This window comes from Testudinibacter sp. P80/BLE/0925 (genome assembly GCF_053570785.1).
The window spans coordinates 2,003,694-2,021,021 of sequence record NZ_CM131636.1; the positions used below are offsets into that span (position 1 = coordinate 2,003,694).

15 protein-coding genes are annotated in these 17,328 nt (G+C 45.7%); 6 read left to right on the plus strand and 9 right to left on the minus strand.

What is annotated here, in order from left to right; genetic code table 11:
- Positions 1-11 precede the first annotated feature (11 nt).
- Positions 12-1,964 (minus strand): glycoside hydrolase family 3 protein, encoded by a 1,953-nt coding sequence (locus ACWA5Z_RS09670; RefSeq protein WP_431051844.1) that lies wholly within the window; start codon positions 1,962-1,964, stop codon positions 12-14.
- A gap of 238 nt (positions 1,965-2,202) precedes the next feature.
- Between ACWA5Z_RS09670 and dinB the strand changes: the two genes are divergently transcribed.
- The 4 genes from dinB (at position 2,203) to ACWA5Z_RS09690 (ending at position 5,548) form a co-directional block, all read left to right on the plus strand.
- Positions 2,203-3,267: a DNA polymerase IV gene (gene dinB / locus ACWA5Z_RS09675; RefSeq protein WP_431051846.1), complete on the plus strand. Its 1,065-nt coding sequence runs from the start codon at positions 2,203-2,205 to the stop codon at positions 3,265-3,267.
- A gap of 102 nt (positions 3,268-3,369) precedes the next feature.
- Positions 3,370-4,677, plus strand: a complete 1,308-nt coding sequence (gene pepB / locus ACWA5Z_RS09680; RefSeq protein ID WP_431054330.1) for an aminopeptidase PepB — start codon at positions 3,370-3,372, stop codon at positions 4,675-4,677.
- Positions 4,678-4,866: 189 nt separating this feature from the next.
- Entirely contained in the window at positions 4,867-5,286 is a 420-nt protein-coding gene (ndk, locus tag ACWA5Z_RS09685; RefSeq protein ID WP_431051848.1) for a nucleoside-diphosphate kinase, read from the plus strand.
- A 31-nt stretch (positions 5,287-5,317) separates the two neighbouring features.
- Positions 5,318-5,548, plus strand: a complete 231-nt coding sequence (locus tag ACWA5Z_RS09690) for a zinc-ribbon domain-containing protein (protein WP_431051850.1) — start codon at positions 5,318-5,320, stop codon at positions 5,546-5,548.
- An 81-nt stretch (positions 5,549-5,629) separates the two neighbouring features.
- On the opposite strand, the gene ACWA5Z_RS09695 is transcribed toward ACWA5Z_RS09690, so the two are convergent.
- The 6 genes from ACWA5Z_RS09695 to ACWA5Z_RS09720 all read right to left on the minus strand — a co-directional run bounded on the left by ACWA5Z_RS09695 (position 5,630) and on the right by ACWA5Z_RS09720 (position 14,774).
- Entirely contained in the window at positions 5,630-5,773 is a 144-nt protein-coding gene (locus ACWA5Z_RS09695) for an entericidin A/B family lipoprotein (protein WP_431051852.1), read from the minus strand.
- Between the two features lie 98 nt (positions 5,774-5,871).
- Positions 5,872-6,558, minus strand: coding sequence for an arginine ABC transporter permease ArtM (artM, locus tag ACWA5Z_RS09700; protein ID WP_431051854.1), 687 nt, complete (start codon positions 6,556-6,558; stop codon positions 5,872-5,874).
- Positions 6,555-7,226, minus strand: coding sequence for an arginine ABC transporter permease ArtQ (artQ, locus tag ACWA5Z_RS09705; protein ID WP_431051856.1), 672 nt, complete (start codon positions 7,224-7,226; stop codon positions 6,555-6,557). The genes artM and artQ overlap by 4 nt, the downstream gene beginning before the upstream one ends.
- A 9-nt stretch (positions 7,227-7,235) precedes the next feature.
- On the minus strand, positions 7,236-7,955 hold the full coding sequence (locus ACWA5Z_RS09710; protein ID WP_431051858.1) for an arginine ABC transporter substrate-binding protein: 720 nt from the start codon (positions 7,953-7,955) through the stop codon (positions 7,236-7,238).
- Positions 7,956-7,999: 44 nt separating this feature from the next.
- A complete protein-coding gene (gene artP / locus ACWA5Z_RS09715; protein WP_431051860.1) occupies positions 8,000-8,728 on the minus strand; it encodes an arginine ABC transporter ATP-binding protein ArtP in 729 nt (242 codons plus the stop codon).
- Between the two features lie 241 nt (positions 8,729-8,969).
- Complete coding sequence (locus ACWA5Z_RS09720; protein ID WP_431054331.1) at positions 8,970-14,774, minus strand: exo-alpha-sialidase; 5,805 nt, start codon at positions 14,772-14,774, stop codon at positions 8,970-8,972.
- Between ACWA5Z_RS09720 and ACWA5Z_RS09725 the strand changes: the two genes are divergently transcribed.
- Together ACWA5Z_RS09725 and ACWA5Z_RS09730 are read left to right on the plus strand one after the other, a co-directional pair.
- A complete protein-coding gene (locus ACWA5Z_RS09725; RefSeq protein ID WP_431054362.1) occupies positions 14,713-14,853 on the plus strand; it encodes a hypothetical protein in 141 nt (46 codons plus the stop codon). The two genes, ACWA5Z_RS09720 and ACWA5Z_RS09725, sit on opposite strands and share 62 nt — an antisense overlap.
- 731 nt (positions 14,854-15,584) lie before the next feature.
- Complete coding sequence (locus ACWA5Z_RS09730; protein ID WP_449343098.1) at positions 15,585-15,854, plus strand: PIN domain-containing protein; 270 nt, start codon at positions 15,585-15,587, stop codon at positions 15,852-15,854.
- A 52-nt stretch (positions 15,855-15,906) separates the two neighbouring features.
- Here ACWA5Z_RS09730 and ACWA5Z_RS09735 read toward each other — a convergent pair whose 3' ends face one another.
- The gene (locus tag ACWA5Z_RS09735; RefSeq protein ID WP_431051862.1) at positions 15,907-16,542 is read right to left on the minus strand and encodes a tellurite resistance TerB family protein; all 636 of its coding nucleotides are present in this window, start codon (positions 16,540-16,542) and stop codon (positions 15,907-15,909) included.
- 39 nt (positions 16,543-16,581) lie between these two features.
- Positions 16,582-17,166, minus strand: a complete 585-nt coding sequence (gene lpcA / locus ACWA5Z_RS09740; RefSeq protein WP_431051864.1) for a D-sedoheptulose 7-phosphate isomerase — start codon at positions 17,164-17,166, stop codon at positions 16,582-16,584.
- Between the last annotated feature and the right edge of the window lie 162 nt (positions 17,167-17,328).

A 17,328-nucleotide genomic window follows, 5' to 3' on the forward strand; every position in this document is an offset into this window, starting at 1 on the left:
CGGCGTGCCAGTCAGTGTGTTAAACCGAACCCCAAAGGGTATAGCGGATCCGCGCTGTCGCTGGGAACATCCGGTTTTTGTTCTTCCACCGCTTTCATTGACGAAGGCAACTCGAAAGGTAATGTGGCACTGAACCCGGCTGAACTCATCAACGCAGTCAACAAGGCATGATCGCCGATACCAAAATTCGCAACCAGTGCCGAAGCGTGTTGTTTAATCTTGCTTAAAATCGCCGGACGATCCAGATAAATAGTGACAACGGTCGGCACCACTTGCGCGGTATCGCGAATCAAACGGTAATCGGTATTGCCGGAGCGGAAATCCAGCGAACCTTCATGCTGCAGCGAAGCGAAAAAGTAGCTAGGATGTAGGATTTCATACGGCGTAGCAATGCGGATAATCGCCACATCCGCTTGTTCCGGCGTCGCCACCACATTAAAGCCCAAGGCGCCGGCGACCTCTGCATCAATATTATGCAAGAAAACCTTACTTTTTTTCTTGAGCGGCAGGGTTTTCTGCTTATTTTCCAACAGCACTAACGATTTGATTTGCGCTTGCTGCGCCTCTTTTTGCCAAGCGGAGTTGCCGATCAGTTTTTCCGCCTTAATCGGATCAACAAAAGGCGCTTCAAACAAGCCGATACTGAATTTTTGGATCAGAATACGACGCACCGATTGATCCAAACGAGCCTCGGATAATTTATTCCGTTGCACTGCATCAATAATCAGCTCGGTGTCGGATACGCCGCCGAATTGATCAAGCCCGGCATTTAAACCTTTGATAAAACGTTGTTGTCGTGTCAATGTCTCTACGCCCCAAGGTGCGCCCGGCGGTTCGTGCGGCGTGCCGTTCGGATTGCCTTCGCGGCAGGCGAGATCACAGTCGTTGGTGATTAACCAGTCGCCGAGGATTATGCCGTCGAATTCATACTGCCCGCGCAACAGATCAGTGAGTAAAGTGCGGTTAAAACCGGCGGCAACCGGCTCCAACGCTTTGCCGTTCAGCCGCACTTGTTTCAAAACCGAATATGCCGGCATTACGCCCGCAACCTTGGCTTCAAAGGCGCCGGTAAACGGATAGATGTGCTGTTGCAGATGATCGCCGGGAAAAACGGCATATTTGCCATAGGCATTATGGCTGTCCCAACCATGCTGAGCGGCGCCGTAGCCGACCCAATGTTTCACTACCGCAATCACACTATTGCGTTGCAGTCCGCCGTTGCCGTTTTGCATGCCTTCGATATAGGCCTTCACCATCCGTTTTACCCTGTCGGGATCTTCGCCGAAAGTGCCGATAATACGCGGCCAGCGTGGTTCGGTTGCCAAATCCGCTTGTGGCGACAGCGCGATATGAATTCCGCTGGCCAAATACTCTTGCCGCACCAGATCGGCATAACGTTTGGTCAGTTTTTCATCATTGATCGCCCCGAAACCGAGTAATCCCGGCCATTTGGTAAATTTTCCGGCGGAAATACTCATGCCGTCGGGTGAGAACGAATTGCGCGGATCAGAACTGATACTGAGCGGAATCCCAAGCCGGGTGCTCTCCGCAAGCTCCTGCAACTTATTATTTTCTTCGCTGAAAGTGGCAATGGCATGCGCTGACAAACGGGTGAGCAGGCTAGCGACATGTTTTTCCACGATCAGCTGCCGATTGGCAGTTAAATCGTAGGATTCGCCTTTGCCTCGCGGATTTTCCGTGGTCATGGCGGTGGCGTGCATAATCATCCCGGCTTTTTCCGCCAGATTCATTTGCGCCAGCAGATCATCGGCACGGGTTTCCGCCGCTAACCGCCAATCCTCATAGGGATCCAATCTGCCGTTACGGTTCAGATCTTTGAATTGCGATTGCCCAATTTGTAACAACGGCACATTGCGATAGCTCAAGTGCGGTTGTGTCGGCGCGGCGGCTGATAGATTTGCGCTCAGCAGGCAAAACAGGCATAGTGCGGGTAGTCTGGTCAACGATCTTTTCCATCTGGGATTACAGCGAATAAGTTTCACTATTTTAAATAAAAATTCATGACAGGCATATGCAATAGCGCTTTCTTTATATTAACCTTGGTTTACTTTTCAAACGGATGGGCATTTCAAGTTTTGATTGCGTAAATTTACTCCATTAACACTGTTTTTTTATACAGTAAATTGCGTTATAATGCCGATATGGTATCCAACGTTTGTTGTAACAGGGCTATGCAACAGAATGCAACAGAGAAAAATTATTCATATCGATATGGATTGTTTTTTTGCCGCAGTCGAAATGCGCGAAAATCCGACTTTACAGGGAAAACCGGTCGCGGTGGGCGGCACCACGTCACAGCGCGGCGTGTTATCGACCTGTAATTACGAAGCGCGCAAATTCGGCTTGCACAGTGCAATGCCGACCGCACTTGCCCTCAAGAAATGTCCGAATCTGGTTCTATTGCCGGGCAATATGGCGCTGTATAAACAAGTATCCGAACAGGTGCGCCGCATTTTTCAACGTTACACCGATTTAATCGAGCCGTTGTCGTTGGATGAAGCTTATCTCGACGTCAGCGATTGCCAAGCATGTAACGGCTCGGCAACTTGGATTGCCGCTGAAATCCGGCAAGCGATTTTTGACGAGTTGCAATTGACTGCTTCCGCCGGGATCGCCCCGCTGAAATTTCTCGCCAAAATCGCCTCGGATATGAACAAACCGAACGGACAATTCGTGCTGACGCCTGAACAGATCGATGAGTTTGTGCTACGGTTGCCGCTGAAGAAAATTCCGGGCGTGGGACCGGTCACCGCACAAAAATTAGCGGCAATGGGGCTGAACCACTGTGCCGATATTCGCGCTTTGCAGCAACATATTTTATTGGATCAATTCGGCAAACTCGGGCAGCGGATCTGGCAATTCAGTCATGGGATTGATGAAAGAGCGGTGCAGCCCGAGCGGGAGCGCAAGTCGGTCGGGGTGGAAACCACCTTGGCTCAAGACATTTGGCAGCCGGAACAAGCCGTCGATATCCTATCGGCGCTCTATCAAAAATTACGGCTGCGTTTACAGCGTGCGCAACCGGATATTCCGTTGCGCAGTTACCGTAAAATCGGGGTAAAGCTCAAATTTAACGATTTTCAAACCACGACCCTGGAAAGCAGTGCCTATGTGCCGAATCAAGACGCTTTTCAACAATTGTTACAACAAATCTGGCAGCGGGCAAACGGGCGTAGCGTGCGCTTAATCGGTTTAAATGTGACCATTCCGCACAAAAATAAAGCACGCCAGCTCAGTTTATGGTGACGTAATTCAAAACTTTAACAAAAATATGACATTTCTGATTTACTAAAAATTCGTTTATGCTATAAACAATTAAATTTGAAGATAAAAGGTATCGGTATGAGTATGAAAATCTGTTTAAGCAAAGCGTCGGCAACTGAAATTTGGGGCAAAAGTGCGGTTATCAGTTTTGATAACGGCGTGGCGACCATCCATTTCGGCGAAGAAAAAAGTCGTCGCAAAATCCAGCAGGCGGCGCGTAAATTGCGCACGCAAGGGATCAATGAGGTTGAACTGGAAGGCAAGCATTGGGATTTGGATCGTTGTTGGGCGTTTTATCAAGGCTTTTACACCGCCAAGCAGCAGTTTGCGGTTGAATTCCCGACCTTAGACGATGCCGAACAACAGCAATTGTTCCGCCAAATCGAGGCGGGGGATTTTGTGCGTGAGCTGATCAACCTGCCGTCGGAGGTGATCACCCCGCAAGAACTGGCGCACCGTGCCGCCGATTTTATTGTGCGGCAAGCGCAACAAGCCGAAAGCGAAAGTGCGGTTTCTTATCACATTATTGCGCGCGAAGAGCTGCGCGAACGTGGCTATCACGGCATTTGGACGGTCGGCAAAGGATCGGCAAACCAACCGGCAATGTTGCAGCTGGATTTCAATCCGAGCGGCAATCCGGACGAACCGGTGATGGCATGTTTGGTCGGCAAAGGGATCACCTTTGATACCGGCGGTTACAGCTTGAAACCGAGCAACAGTATGGATTCGATGCGTTCCGATATGGGCGGTGCGGCGTTGCTGACCGGGGCGTTGGGCTTGGCGATTGCCTGCGGTCTGAATAAACGGGTGAAACTCTATCTGTGCTGTGCAGAAAATATGGTCAGCAGCCGCGCGTTCCGCTTGGGCGACATTATCGAATACCGCAACGGCGTCACGGTGGAAGTGCTGAACACCGACGCAGAAGGGCGTTTAGTGTTGGCGGACGGCTTGATTGACGCCGAAGCGCAGCAACCGCACTTTATCATTGATTGCGCCACCTTGACCGGCGCGGCAAAAATGGCGGTCGGCAACGATTACCATTCGGTGCTGTCAATGGACGACAAACTGGTCAAAGCCTTATTTGCCGCGGCAGGAGAAGAAAACGAGCCGTTCTGGCGTTTGCCGTTTGAAGATTTTCACCGTGAACAGGTCAGCTCTACTTTTGCCGATATTTGCAACATCTCGTCGGCAGCGGCAGGCAGTAGCGCCGGGGCGAGCACCGCCACCGCGTTTTTATCTTATTTCTTAAAGGCGTATCGGAAAAATTGGCTGCATATCGATTGTTCCGCCACCTTCCGCAAATCCGCCGGTCCGTTATGGGCGGGCGGCGCGACCGGAATTGGCGTCAACACTCTTGCCAATTTATTGTTAAGCCAAGCGGATAAAGATTAAGCAGTTGATGTTTATGGTAAAAGTAGAGGGATTATATTTCCGCCCGAACCGCACTTTGTATTTTTCGACTGTGGATTAAATGCTTATACCGCACTTCGTAAACGGGCGGATATATAATCCCCCCTACTTTGCCTTATCAGTAACTTTTGTTAATAATCTCAAATTTATCACAATCAATAAGGAAGCCGTATGCAACAAACCCTTTCGATTATCAAACCGGATGCCGTCAAACAAAATTTGATCGGCGCCATTTTTTCCCGTTTTGAAAGCGCGCGTTTTACCATTGTTGCCAGTAAAATGTTGCACCTGACCGCAGAGCAGGCGGGCGGATTTTATGCCGAACATCGAGGCAAACCGTTTTATGAAAAGTTAGTCGAATTTATGACCTCCGGACCGGTGGTGGTTTCGGTACTGCAAGGGGAAAATGTGATTGCACAGTATCGGCAATTGATTGGGGCGACCGATCCGCAAACCGCGGCGGCAGGCACCATCCGTTTTGATTACGCCACTAGCAAAAGCATTAATGCGGTGCACGGTTCCGATTCGGAAGCCTCGGCAAAACGGGAGATTGAATATTTTTTTGCCGAAAGCGAGATTTTTCCACGTTAATTTGAACAGATTGAGAGATTGAGGAAATAAGATGTTGACCCGCTGCCCGGAATGTCGGCATAAAGTGAGTGATACGGCAAAAACCTGCCCGTCTTGCGGCTTTTCGTTTGATCCTGAGGATTTAGAACGTTATAAAGCGCAACACCAACGCTTGCGCGAACATAAACAGGAAATCAACCGCAAAAGCGTGAAACTGCATTTAATCTGGCTGGCGATTTTCACCGTATTTATTTTGTTGGCAAGTTGGATCACCCACGGCTGACGCTGCGTTCTGAAATAGAAAAAGAAAATGCCGAGGGGATTCCCATTCGGCATTTCATTGCTAAGTTAACGGCGAGTCAGGTTACATTTTATTTTGTACTTTCGTCGCGGTGTTATCGATAGCTTCACCGGCAGATTGAATGTCCTGCCCGGCACCTTTGACTGTGTTACAGGCGGTTAATGTTCCGATTGTTGCCGCCAAAATAAGCGCCCAAATCATTTTCATAAGCATTCTCCCATAATGGTGTTAAAGTCAATTAAGCAGTCTAAAATAACTACTTACCTGCATATTACACTGATAAAACCAAAATAACAACTCTGCGGTTAATGACTTTTGCTGGTTTCCAAACGTTCAAATGACAACACGCGATTCTCTAAACGGCGCAATAACAGGGTGGCGATAGCGGTGATCAGCAGATAAATCGCCCCGGCGATACCATAGATCAACAACGCATCATATTGTGTGCCGTACAGCTGGCGAGCATAGCCCATAATATCCATTATCGTGATGGTCGAAGCGAGCGATGTCCCTTTAAACACTAAAATAATTTCGTTGCTATAAGACGGTAAGGCGCGTTTTAACGCAAACGGAACTAAAATCCGTAACGTTTGCCAACGGCTTAAGCCCAATGCCGCCGAGCTTTCCCATTGCCCTTTGGAAATCGCTTTCACCGCACCGTGAAACAGTTGCGCCGAGTAGGCGGCACTGTTGAGCGCCAAGGCAAGCATGGCACAAAACCACGCATTAGACAGCAACGACCAAAACGGGCTGTCGATAATCCATTGGAATTGTCCCGGTCCGGCATAAATCAGGAAAATCTGCACCAACAACGGCGTGCCGGTAAACAGGGTGATATAACCGTTGACTAAGGCGCGCAAAGTGCGGTTTTCCATTGACAGAATAAAGGTAAACAGCACCGCCAAAATAAAGGAAATCCCTAAGGCAACGGCAGTGAGCGCCAAACTGGTCGGAATGCCTTGCGCAATAATACTGAAATAATCCGTGATCATGCCGCCTCCCTTTCAAAACGGGTAAAACGCTTTTCTAGGTAGGCGATACCGATTTTGCTGAGAATCGTGACCGCAAGGTAGAGCAGCGCAGCAATACCGTACCAAGTAAAGGGTTGATGGGTGTTCGCGTTGCTTAATTCCGCTTGGCGCATTAAATCATTCACCCCGATTAACGACACCAGTGCGGTATCTTTCAATAAGATCAACCATTGGTTGCTCAAACCCGGTAGGGCATGGCGCCACACTTGCGGCATAATAATCGACATAAAGGCTTGCGCGCGACTTAACCCCAATGCCGACGCCGATTCCCATTGTCCGAGCGGAATGGCTTGAATCGCACCGCGCAGCGATTGCGAGGCGTAAGCGGCAAAGATAATCGCCAACGCGACCACACCCGACCAAAACGGGCTGAATTCAACGAAATCGCCGGTTAAAATGAATAATACTTGAGTGGAACCGAAGTAGATCAGCAAGACCACTAAAATTTCCGGTAAGCCGCGTAATAAGGTTAAAAAAACGGAGGTGGCGTTGCGAATGCAGCGAATTTTTGCGGTTTCAAACACCACAAAAACCATCGACATCATCAAGCCGAGAATTAGGGCGCACACAGCCAACCCTAAGGTCATTAGGGTGGCCGAAAACATCAGTGAAAGAAAATTGCTAAACATCGCTTATGCTTATTTTCCTGACATCCAAGTGTCATAGATTTTTTGGTATTCGCCGTTGGCTTTAATCGCCGCCAAGCCTTTGTTCAATTCCGCCAGTAATTCCGTGCTGGCTTGATTGACCGCAATCCCTAAACCGTTACCGAAATATTTCGGATCGGTCACTTTTTCACCGACAAATGCCAGACTGTCGTCGGTTTTCATCCAGTCGGCAAGCACCGCGGTATCGCCGAAAATAATATCGATACGTCCGTTTTTCAGATCTAAAATCGCACTTTGCAGGGTGGTATAGGATTTGGCGCTGTATTGTTTACCGTTTGCCGCAATATATTGCTGGAACGTGGTGCCGTTTTGTACGCCGATATTTTTCGCGTTGTTCAGATCCGCTTTGCCTTTCACGGCGATAAAGCTGGCGGAGCTGTCATAGTACGGATCACTGAAGCTCACTTGTTTGGCGCGTTCTTCGGTGATGTCAATTGCCGAAATCGCCGCGTCAAAGCGTTTGAATTTCAAGCTTGGGATCAAGCTGTCAAAGGCATGGCTTTGGAATTGGCAGTTGGCTTGAATTTGCGCACAGATCGCATTGGCAATATCGATGTCAAAACCCACGATTTTGCCGTTGGAATCGGTGTTTTCAAACGGCGGATAAGTCGGTTCGGTGGCAAAAGTGATATCTAATGCATTGGCAGAGAAAGCGGTTGCCAAAAGTGCGGTCGCCAGTAATTTTTTCATGGTAAGCTCCTTAATATCAGAAGAAAAAGAGAAGTAAAATTGAATTAATGCGATAAATAATGGGAAAACGCAGCCGTTTTCGGATTATGGAAACAATCGGCGCCGCCCATTTCAATAATTTTGCCTTGTTCCATATAAATGACTTTGGTCGCCACTTTACGCGCGACCGCCACTTCATGGGTGACAATGACTTGGGTAATGCCGGTTTGCTGTAATTCTTGAATAATCGACACCACCTGTGCGGTGATTTCCGGATCGAGGGCGGCGGTCGGTTCGTCAAACAGCAATACTTGCGGTTTCATCATTAAGGCGCGTGCAATCGCCACCCGCTGTTGCTGCCCGCCGGACAGATGTAACGGAAAACGGCCGGCGTGGTCTTCCACTCGTAAACGTTTTAGTAAACCTTGCGCGCGTTCCACCGCTTCGGCTTTGCTTAAACCCAAGACTTTCATCGGCGCTTCGATCAGATTTTCCAACACGGTATAGTGCGGCCACAGATTATATTGCTGAAACACCATGCCGACATCTTGCCGCAATTTGCGGATTTTTTTCGCCTCGGTGTTGGCGGATAACTCAAATTGATTCCCGGCAATCGTCAGCTGACCGCTCTTTGGCACTTCCAACAGATTCAAAGTGCGGATCAGCGTACTTTTGCCCGCGCCGCTCGGTCCAAGCAACACGATGATGTCACCGTCTTGCGATTCAAAATTGATGTCAAACAGGGCTTGTTTGCTGCCGTAGAAAAAGTTTAGATTTTTAATACTGATCGTCATGTTGCCAAAGTATCTGCCAAGTGAAAGAAATAATGCGAAATGGTAATAATAAAAGCGGTTTCATGCAAATAAAATTTCATAAAAAGCGAGCAAAGTCGCATAAAAATTCAGATTTGACGCATGAAATTTAAAATTGTTTAAAATGGCAGCAGTGGTTTAGACCGGAATAAAAAGGGGGAAGTTAAACTTCCCCATCAATCAATTGATCCGCCTGATTGCCATGTGATCTGACCCCAAAAACTTAGAACATATATTTTATATTGGCAGAGAGATTGCGATTATTAACAGCGTTATCCGACAATTTACGCTGATAACCGACCGCAACGCCGAGCGTGAGTTTTGGCATGATTCGATATTCTGCCGCGGCCTCAAGATTAAGCGAGTTGCCTAAGCCACCGGAGGTGAAGGTTTTTTCGGTAATGGCAGATCGCACCAACAAATCCCCTTTACTGTTGCTATTGTGTTGATAATAGCCATCTAAGCCCAAGGTAAGGCTATCAATGTGCCAACTTGCACTTAAACCGAGATTGGTCGTAACAGCATTGATGGTGTCGTGGTCAAGTTTAAATAGCTTACTGTCGGATTTCAGGTTCAGGCGTTGGAACTGCACGTTTAACTTCGGCATTAAATCAAGCGTGCCAAGGTTAAAATGATAGCCGATTTCCGAACCGAAACGTAAGGCGTTGGCTTTCAGTGTGGATTTATCTTCACCGGCTTGAATATTGCCTTTGTGGTGTTGATAGCCGCCGTCCAAGGCAAAGTAGACATCGCCGAACTGTTGCGCGAATTTCATATTTGCGCCGTAGGTGGTGTAGTTGCCGCTGCTTACGCCGTCAGCTGCCTGCGGCTTGATGTTGTATTTGCCGTGATTGACCGCAACATACAACGCGCGGTCTTGCTGCTCAGATTGCCATAGTTTGCCGCCGAGTATCCAGCCGTTGTAGTTCGAATCGGCATTGTAGCCGTAATCCGCAAAAGCGGTGGACGATTTATATTCCGTTTTGCCGTTGAGATAGGCAACAAACATATTTTGTCCGTTATCCAGAGTATTGTTGAGCGATGGCGAACTGTTGCGTTGGAAGTTCTGATAAACCGTATTATTGTGGCTCAAAATAAGATCCGAGGCGACAATGTGCGATGGCAGTAGCGGATTGATTTGCGCGCGGTAATTGCTTTTTGCGGCAGCGGTTGTTGCTGTCACTGATGGTGTTTCCGTTTTGGCTTCGACCGCAGTCGCAGTAGTCTCAGAAACGGTCGTAGCCGTAGCGGCTGTTTCCGTTACCGTCGTTATCGGCGAATCGCCTTGCGCATTAATCAAACGGGTTTGTAAGCGATAATCATAGAAATCAGCGTGTTTATCGTTGACTTTGTTTTCGCTCGCCGCTGCCGCCCCTTTATCAAAAGCGACAAGGGTGTAGTGGAACAGATCGTTGTGATCGGCTAATTTAAAGGCGTCAAGGCGAGCGTTGCCGCCGACTTGAATTAACGAAATTCCTTCGTGATTATCATAAGCCCCGTTATTGTTTTGATCAGATTGCCCATTCACCGAGCCGAGCAGGGATAAATTGACCGCCGTGGTGTGCGTACCGCTGACATCGCCACGGATTAACAGCTGATCGTGCGCCCAATCCCGCATATTTTCACTCACATTGTTAACACGCAAATGTACCGAACCACCATTGGCTTCCAGTGAACCGACTTTTAACGCACTAAATTCGGTTAAAGCGCGGCGTGTACGACGGCGATTTTCCGTCGGCATTTCAGCGGAGAGTGTCGCACCGTCGTTTAAAACGAGATGATTCACCTCACCGGTTGTAAAGAGCGTACCGCCGTTGAGAATCAATTTGCCTTCTTTCATGTTGGCAGCCAGTGCCAATGAACCGGCGTTCAGCACAATGCTTTCGGCTTTGAGATTTTCAGCGGAGAGTGAAAATAATCCCTCGCCATTTTTGGTGATGTTGCCCGCAAGATTGATGGTTTGCGCAGAAAGTGCGGTATTTTGCTCACTCTTCACCACCACGTTCGATCCGTTATCGCCGGAAAGGGTGTTTTCAATGGTTACGGAGGTATTGCCTTGTAGGGTTAAGGTGGCTTTTTCTAAGTTGATTTGCTTCGTGGAAGCTTCATTTCCTGCGTAAGTTAAATTGGCTTGCGTCACGTTCACCGTATTTAATGTGATATTTTTGCTGAGGGTTAAATTCTCATTCACCTTCAGATCGAGGTCGTTGAGGGAGTCGTTCAACCGGATTATATCGGAATCCATCACAAATCCGCCAATCGGTGCGTCGATTGGTTCGATAATATCGGAATTCATTACAAACTCTTCAAGTGCGGTTTCTGTCGGTTCAATCATTGCTGAATCCATCGTGATTTCTTTTTTCGAATCGGGAGTCGGAATGTAGAGCAATTCGCCCTCTTTAAGCATTGCCGAATCCGTTGCAATTTCCGGTTTGCGCATCAGGGTTGATAATGGATTGCCATGCATATCAATCAAACGCGTTTGCAAGCGGTAATCATAGAAATCGCGCCCGCCGCTGCCAAGCTTGTTTTCGCTTGCTAATGCTACGCCTTTGTCAAAGGCAACGAGCGTATAGTTGAATAAATCGCCACTCAAGACATTATTATTACGCAATTGAAACGCGCCCAATTCCGTATTGCCATCGATTTGAATTAACGAAATCCCTTCATCTGCGTCGTACCAGCCGTTATTATTCACATCTGAATTTGGATATTTTGTGCCGAGCAATGCTACATCAACCGGAATAGGTTGTTCACTTTGATTGGTTAAATCGCCGCTGATTTTAAGAAAATCGTGCTGCCAAGTTGTCATGTCGTCGCTGATATTATTGACACGCAAGACCGCACTCGCCCCTTGGTTGATGATGTCGCTGAAGCTCAAGGTTTTTGCTGCGAACGGAAGTGCGGTTTCACCGCCATTTTCAGGTGCGGTAAAGCCGTGGTTTGGCGCAATAGTCGAATCCGCCTGCCATGTCATTGCGGAGGTGACATTACCGTTGCCGCTTAAGGTTGTGCCGGTAGCAAGGTTGAATGTTTTTGCATTCACCGTGGCTTCATCAAGCTCTAACATGCCTTGATTAATGGCAATATTGCCGTCGGTTAAATTGACATTGCCCGAAAGCTGCAATAGCCCCTTGCCCGATTTCGTAAGCGTGCCTGCGCCGCTAAGGGTTTCGGTGGATAAGCTAACCAAGCCGCCTTGCTCGGCATTGACCGCAAGGGTTGCGCCCTGAGCCAAGGTGACGGCTTTGGCGACAACAGTTGTGCCGCTTTCCAATTGTAGTGTGGCGGTTGTGCCAAGTTTGGTGTTTTCGGCGAAGTGAATGCCGTTTTGTTTATAAATGATTTTGCCGGTTTTTACATCAATTTCATTCAGTACCGTTGCGCCGTTGATGGCAAGTGTAGAATTTTCGCCGTCAGGGTTATAAATCAGGTTTACATTCGGCTGCTCATTTTCGCCAACGCCGCCCAAATTGCCATTGATGGTGTGCTGACCGCCTGCATTGTAAACCAGCGTTGCGGTTTGTTCACCGCTGTTGATAAAATTCCCATTAATTGTTTCTGCGTATAAGCCGGTGGTTGGCGCGTCGGAAGTGGCTTTATTGACGGTGATTGTATTGCCGTTGAGATCAACTTTGCCGCCCTCTAAGATTAATTTGTCATACGGCAATTGGTTGTTATCGCCCAAACGAACCGTTGCGCCTTGTTTGACGGTGACTTCGGCGTAGGCTTGTACTTTGCCGTTATCATCGGCAGTCTGTTTTAAGGTCGCCGTGCCTTCTTCGATCACCAATTTAGCCGCATTTTCGCCCGTGCCGACTTTCACCATTTCACCGTCGCCGATTTTGTAGAAGGTTTCGGCGCGGTCGCTGGTTAGGGAAACGTCTAAATGTTCAGTACTGCGTTTATCTCGATAAATTCGATTTTCTGACCAAACAATTTCTTGTAAGTTTAAGCGTACATATTGGATTTTCTCTGCACTTTCTTCATAGAGCAAGCCAATTGAGCCATCAGGTAATTCCGTTAGGCTATTGTAACCATAATTGCCAGTGGCAATAGTAGCATTATATTTCCATTTTATTGAGCCGTCTTCTTGCACTTCCCCTAACCAGACCATGCCGTTAATTCGAGAACGAGAGGCAGAGTGCGGATTGGCAAAAACCAAATATTCTTTACCATTGATTTTTTTCGAATATTTAATGACGGACATTTGAGAATAAGGATCAAGTAAAATATCATCGGAAATAATGGTTTTTTGCCAAGTATAGCCGCCATCTTTACTGGTTGAAATTTGTACTCGACCATTTAAATTACGTGAAAATAATTTTAGATCACCACTATCTAATTCAACCACTTGTGATTCAGTTAATTGTTTCCAATCATCATTTAAAAGACGAGAGCCACCTGAAGAAGCCAAACGACGATCATTTGGTGATTCGCCTCGTTCCCATGTATTACCGCCATCTTTACTGATAATTAATGCGGCAGATTGTTTATTATTACTATTAGTATAGTAGACAGGCATAATTAGCGTGCCATCTTTTAGCTGAATACCTGTTCCCGGACCAGTACCTAAAAAACGCATCCAATCTGCTTTTACTTGCGGGGTAAGATCGACGGGGCTTGACCAAGTTGCACCGTTATCATCACTGTGTGTCAGCCATAAATAACTGGTAATTTGCACTTTTAACGGAGCGGCATCACTTCCTTGTTGCGCCGTTTGTAAAAAAACATTGCCTAATCGTTCAGTGCCGCGATATAAATCACCAAGATCTTTAAAGCCTCTAGTGGCATCGCCTTCAACAATCACTTTATATTCAGTCGGTTGGTGGTCTTCATTATAAACTACACCATTTTCGCGAACGGTATATTGTGCGCCATCAGCTCCAGTTAATATACGGTAGTAGCTATCTTTGATTTTTTTATAGCCTGTACCTTCTGATGAGTGATCTTTATTTATACCAAAGAACCCCTGAGTTTCAGGGAACATGTCAATCAACATGAAAATACGTCCAGATGTTTTATCTTGTAACATCAGTGGATCGATTAAAAATGCAGCGTTAGCACTGCCATAAGTTTGACTGACAAGGTCGATAATCACTTGATCATCTTGCCATGTTTTTCCGCCATCAAGACTACGACGGATTACGGTATCAATATTGCCCCAGTCTGCAGCATGTTGATGACGTTTATCAATTGCCGCAATAACAACGCCGTCATTAGTGGTTAAAAGTGCTGGGATACGGTAATTATTCGCATCGCCTTGACCTTTTTGAAAGAGCGGTTCTTTTGCACTCATATAAGAGCCAAGTTGGCTATGTTTAGCAGAAGCATATTTTATATTGTCGGCTTCTTTTTCAAGGTAAGCATTATATTCAAAAACATAGTTTTTGGTTAATTTATCATGTTCCGCTTTCACTTCTTCTGCGGTTAATACTTTTGATTCCGCACCCGCATAATAAACATTACCGCTAAAGGTCATTTCACGCGTACCGCTTGCGCGTTTTGTGCGTCCAACATAAGCAGCATCTAGCCCTTCAATATCTTTAAAAAATTTTGTATCGCCGTTATATGTTTTTTGTAAAGTACCATTGACATAAATCATGATTTTTTTATTTGTTTTATCAAAGGTATAAGTGACTGTGGTGAATTCGTTGTCATTTCTTGCGATATCAGCAGTGACGAGTTGATTATTTGGAATTAAATTCGTACTTTTTCTAATTTCAATTCCGAAAGCATCACTACTAGCTTTTCGGTTTACATAGAAAAGAATATAGTCATTATCTTTTTTTGAGTTTGAAACACCTAATAATGCGGTTAATTGCGTAGCTTCAGAATTTTTAAAACGAAATGTCAGTGAACCACTTTCTAGCTGAAAGGCATTTTGTGCAGTAAAGGTATCCGTTACATTAATTGGAGAACTAAACGGTGTTAAAGCACTATAAGTAAAGATAGAAGGAATTGTAGTGCTTGCGGTTACAGATTTTTCGGTTGTTGAGGGAGTAATTAAGTTAGACTCAGCAAACACACCGGCAGCAAAAAAGGAAGAAATTAAAATCGCCAGTGAGGACTTTTTAAGTAAACTGACTGGATTTGTATTGGAATAGATAGCGATTTGTTTCATAAAATACCTCAATCGATTGAGTTATAGAAGAATTGATAGGGAATGCTTAATCGTCGATATTTATATGCCGCTCCATAAATGGAGCAATAGCGATTCGTAAAAAATGTGATAGTAATCGGTTTTAGAATGAAATGTTTTGTCAGAAATGTGATCCTAATTAAATAAAAAAACGTTATTGCTTTAACTTGTTACATTCGTTTTCATTCATACTCATTTTTTGTGACACGAAAAAGGGGAGGATGATAAAATTTAAACACCAAAAATAGTGCGTTTTTGAGTGAGATGAATGATTTTTGTGTAAACAATGTATGAAATATGTGAACTGCTTAACAATCTATTTTCTTTTTTAAGAAAGTTTATTGATTAAATGAATTAATTTTTTATGATGAATTTAAATGCATTATTGAAGTGGTAATTGAAGGGATGGTGAGATTTAAACCGCACTTTGATTATTTTGTTAAATAGATCAAGATTAATTTATCTATGTTAGATGGTTTTTTAACCGTGCTCATTTTATGGAGATGCGTTATTTAAATATGGATATATATCTTAATATATACTTTTAGTCTGCTATGATAAAGCTAAAATGGAGGGCATCATGTTAGATACTAATGCCGTCAGCCATTTGTTGCTAGGGCATTCTCTGATACTAAAACGCCTGATGGCAGTGTCAATGGAAAACTTTGTATTTCTTCGATTACACATGCGGAGTTAATGTATGGTTTGGCGAAACGCAGAAATCCGACAAAATTAGCCAATGCGATCAGAGAATTACTACTTTGTTTGGATATTTTACCATTCGATCACGCTATTTCTGAAAATTATGGTGAATTTAAAGTGAAAGTGGAAAAATTGGGTAAAAGTCTAGCACCATTAGATATGCAAATTGCTGCCCATGCGCATAGCTTGCAATATACTTTAATTACTAACGAGCAGGCTTTTTTTCAGATTGATTTTTTAGATATCGAAGATTGGACAAAATGACTTTCCAATGTGAATAAAAAGGGGGAAGTTAAACTTCCCCATCGTAACAGAATTATTTTGCCGCTAATTCCAACTGCTGTTTTAAGTCATTCGGCAGATTCAATGCCTGAGCCAGTTGCTGCATGTAGGCTTGTTCTAAGAAGTGATCGGTATCGATCACCGACAACGACGCCATATACACTTCCGCCGCCAATTGCGAATCACCGACTTGCTCCGCCAAGGCTTGCGGATTTAAAGGCGCGTTCAACCACGTATCAATCAATTGATCCGCCTGATCGCCATGACCTAACTGCGCTAATCCTTTATGGATTTGCTGTCTTTCCTGGGCGTCAATTTGCCCGTCGGCGCGTGCAGCAAATACCATAGCTTGGGTTAACAGCATAATTTTGTTATCGGACAGGGTATTATTGGCATAAGTGATCGCCTCTTGCTGTGCTTGCGGGTCGAATTGCACGTCCTGCACCGCACTTCCACTTTTGCTTTGTTGCCATTTTTGGTAGGCAAGCCAAGCCGCACCGGCTAACGCGGCATAACTGCCGGCTTTTGCCACGCCTTTGCGTGCGCCGCTATTGCCCAGAATTAATCCTGCCAAACCGCCGACCGCCGCACTTTTGGCGATTTTGGAAAAATTTTCATCTTTCATCATTTCGCCAAGACGGCTTTGTAATTGACTGAATAAATCGTTCATTGCTGATCTCCTTGTTTAGAACACCGCTTAATACGGAAATTAAACGGTTTTTGCCATTTCAAATTCGATTAACATCATCAGAATATGAATCACTTTAATATGAATTTCCTGAATCCGATCCGCATAACGGAAGTGCGGTACGCGGATCTCTATATCGGCAAGCCCTGCCATTTTGCCGCCGTCTTTGCCGGTCATCGCAATCACTTTCATGCCTTTGGCTTTTGCCGCTTCAATCGCATTCAACACATTTTTGGAATTGCCGGAGGTGGAAAGCCCGAACAGCACATCGCCTTTTTGCCCGACTGCTTCAATATAGCGTGAAAACACATAATCATAGCCGAAATCGTTGCTGACGCAGCTCAAATGGCTGACATCGGAAATCGCAATCGCCGGATAGCCGGGGCGGTTTTCACGATAACGCCCGGTCAATTCTTCCGCGAAGTGCATTGCGTCGCAATGTGAACCGCCGTTACCGCACGATAGGACTTTGCCGCCTTGCTTAAAACTGTCGGAAATAATTAATGCCGCTTGCTGAATCAACTCGATGTTATTTTCATCGTTGATAAATTTTTCCAGCACCTCAGCCGCTTCGTTTAATTCTGCTTTGATTTGTTCTAAATACATAACGCCCTCGTTTAGTGGTAAACAATGTGATTAGTTGAATTATTGTAGAGCATATTGCTGGGGAATGGTATTTATACTGCGTATCACACCATAAAAATACCGTTAATATACAGAATAAAAAACTGCTTGAAACCAAGAGATCTCAATTCGTTAGGCATTCTG

Excerpts from the sequence above, each read along its gene's own strand:
- dinB (WP_431051846.1), top strand. The coding sequence starts at position 2,203 with ATGCAACAGAGAAAAATTATTCATATCGATATGGATTGTTTTTTTGCC.
- pepB (WP_431054330.1), top strand. The coding sequence starts at position 3,370 with ATGAAAATCTGTTTAAGCAAAGCGTCGGCAACTGAAATTTGGGGCAAA.
- ndk (WP_431051848.1), top strand. The coding sequence starts at position 4,867 with ATGCAACAAACCCTTTCGATTATCAAACCGGATGCCGTCAAACAAAAT.
- ACWA5Z_RS09690 (WP_431051850.1), top strand. The coding sequence starts at position 5,318 with ATGTTGACCCGCTGCCCGGAATGTCGGCATAAAGTGAGTGATACGGCA.
- ACWA5Z_RS09695 (WP_431051852.1), bottom strand. The coding sequence starts at position 5,773 with ATGAAAATGATTTGGGCGCTTATTTTGGCGGCAACAATCGGAACATTA.
- artM (WP_431051854.1), bottom strand. The coding sequence starts at position 6,558 with ATGATCACGGATTATTTCAGTATTATTGCGCAAGGCATTCCGACCAGT.
- artQ (WP_431051856.1), bottom strand. The coding sequence starts at position 7,226 with ATGTTTAGCAATTTTCTTTCACTGATGTTTTCGGCCACCCTAATGACC.
- ACWA5Z_RS09710 (WP_431051858.1), bottom strand. The coding sequence starts at position 7,955 with ATGAAAAAATTACTGGCGACCGCACTTTTGGCAACCGCTTTCTCTGCC.
- artP (WP_431051860.1), bottom strand. The coding sequence starts at position 8,728 with ATGACGATCAGTATTAAAAATCTAAACTTTTTCTACGGCAGCAAACAA.
- ACWA5Z_RS09730 (WP_449343098.1), top strand. The coding sequence starts at position 15,585 with ATGTATGGTTTGGCGAAACGCAGAAATCCGACAAAATTAGCCAATGCG.
- ACWA5Z_RS09735 (WP_431051862.1), bottom strand. The coding sequence starts at position 16,542 with ATGAACGATTTATTCAGTCAATTACAAAGCCGTCTTGGCGAAATGATG.
- lpcA (WP_431051864.1), bottom strand. The coding sequence starts at position 17,166 with ATGTATTTAGAACAAATCAAAGCAGAATTAAACGAAGCGGCTGAGGTG.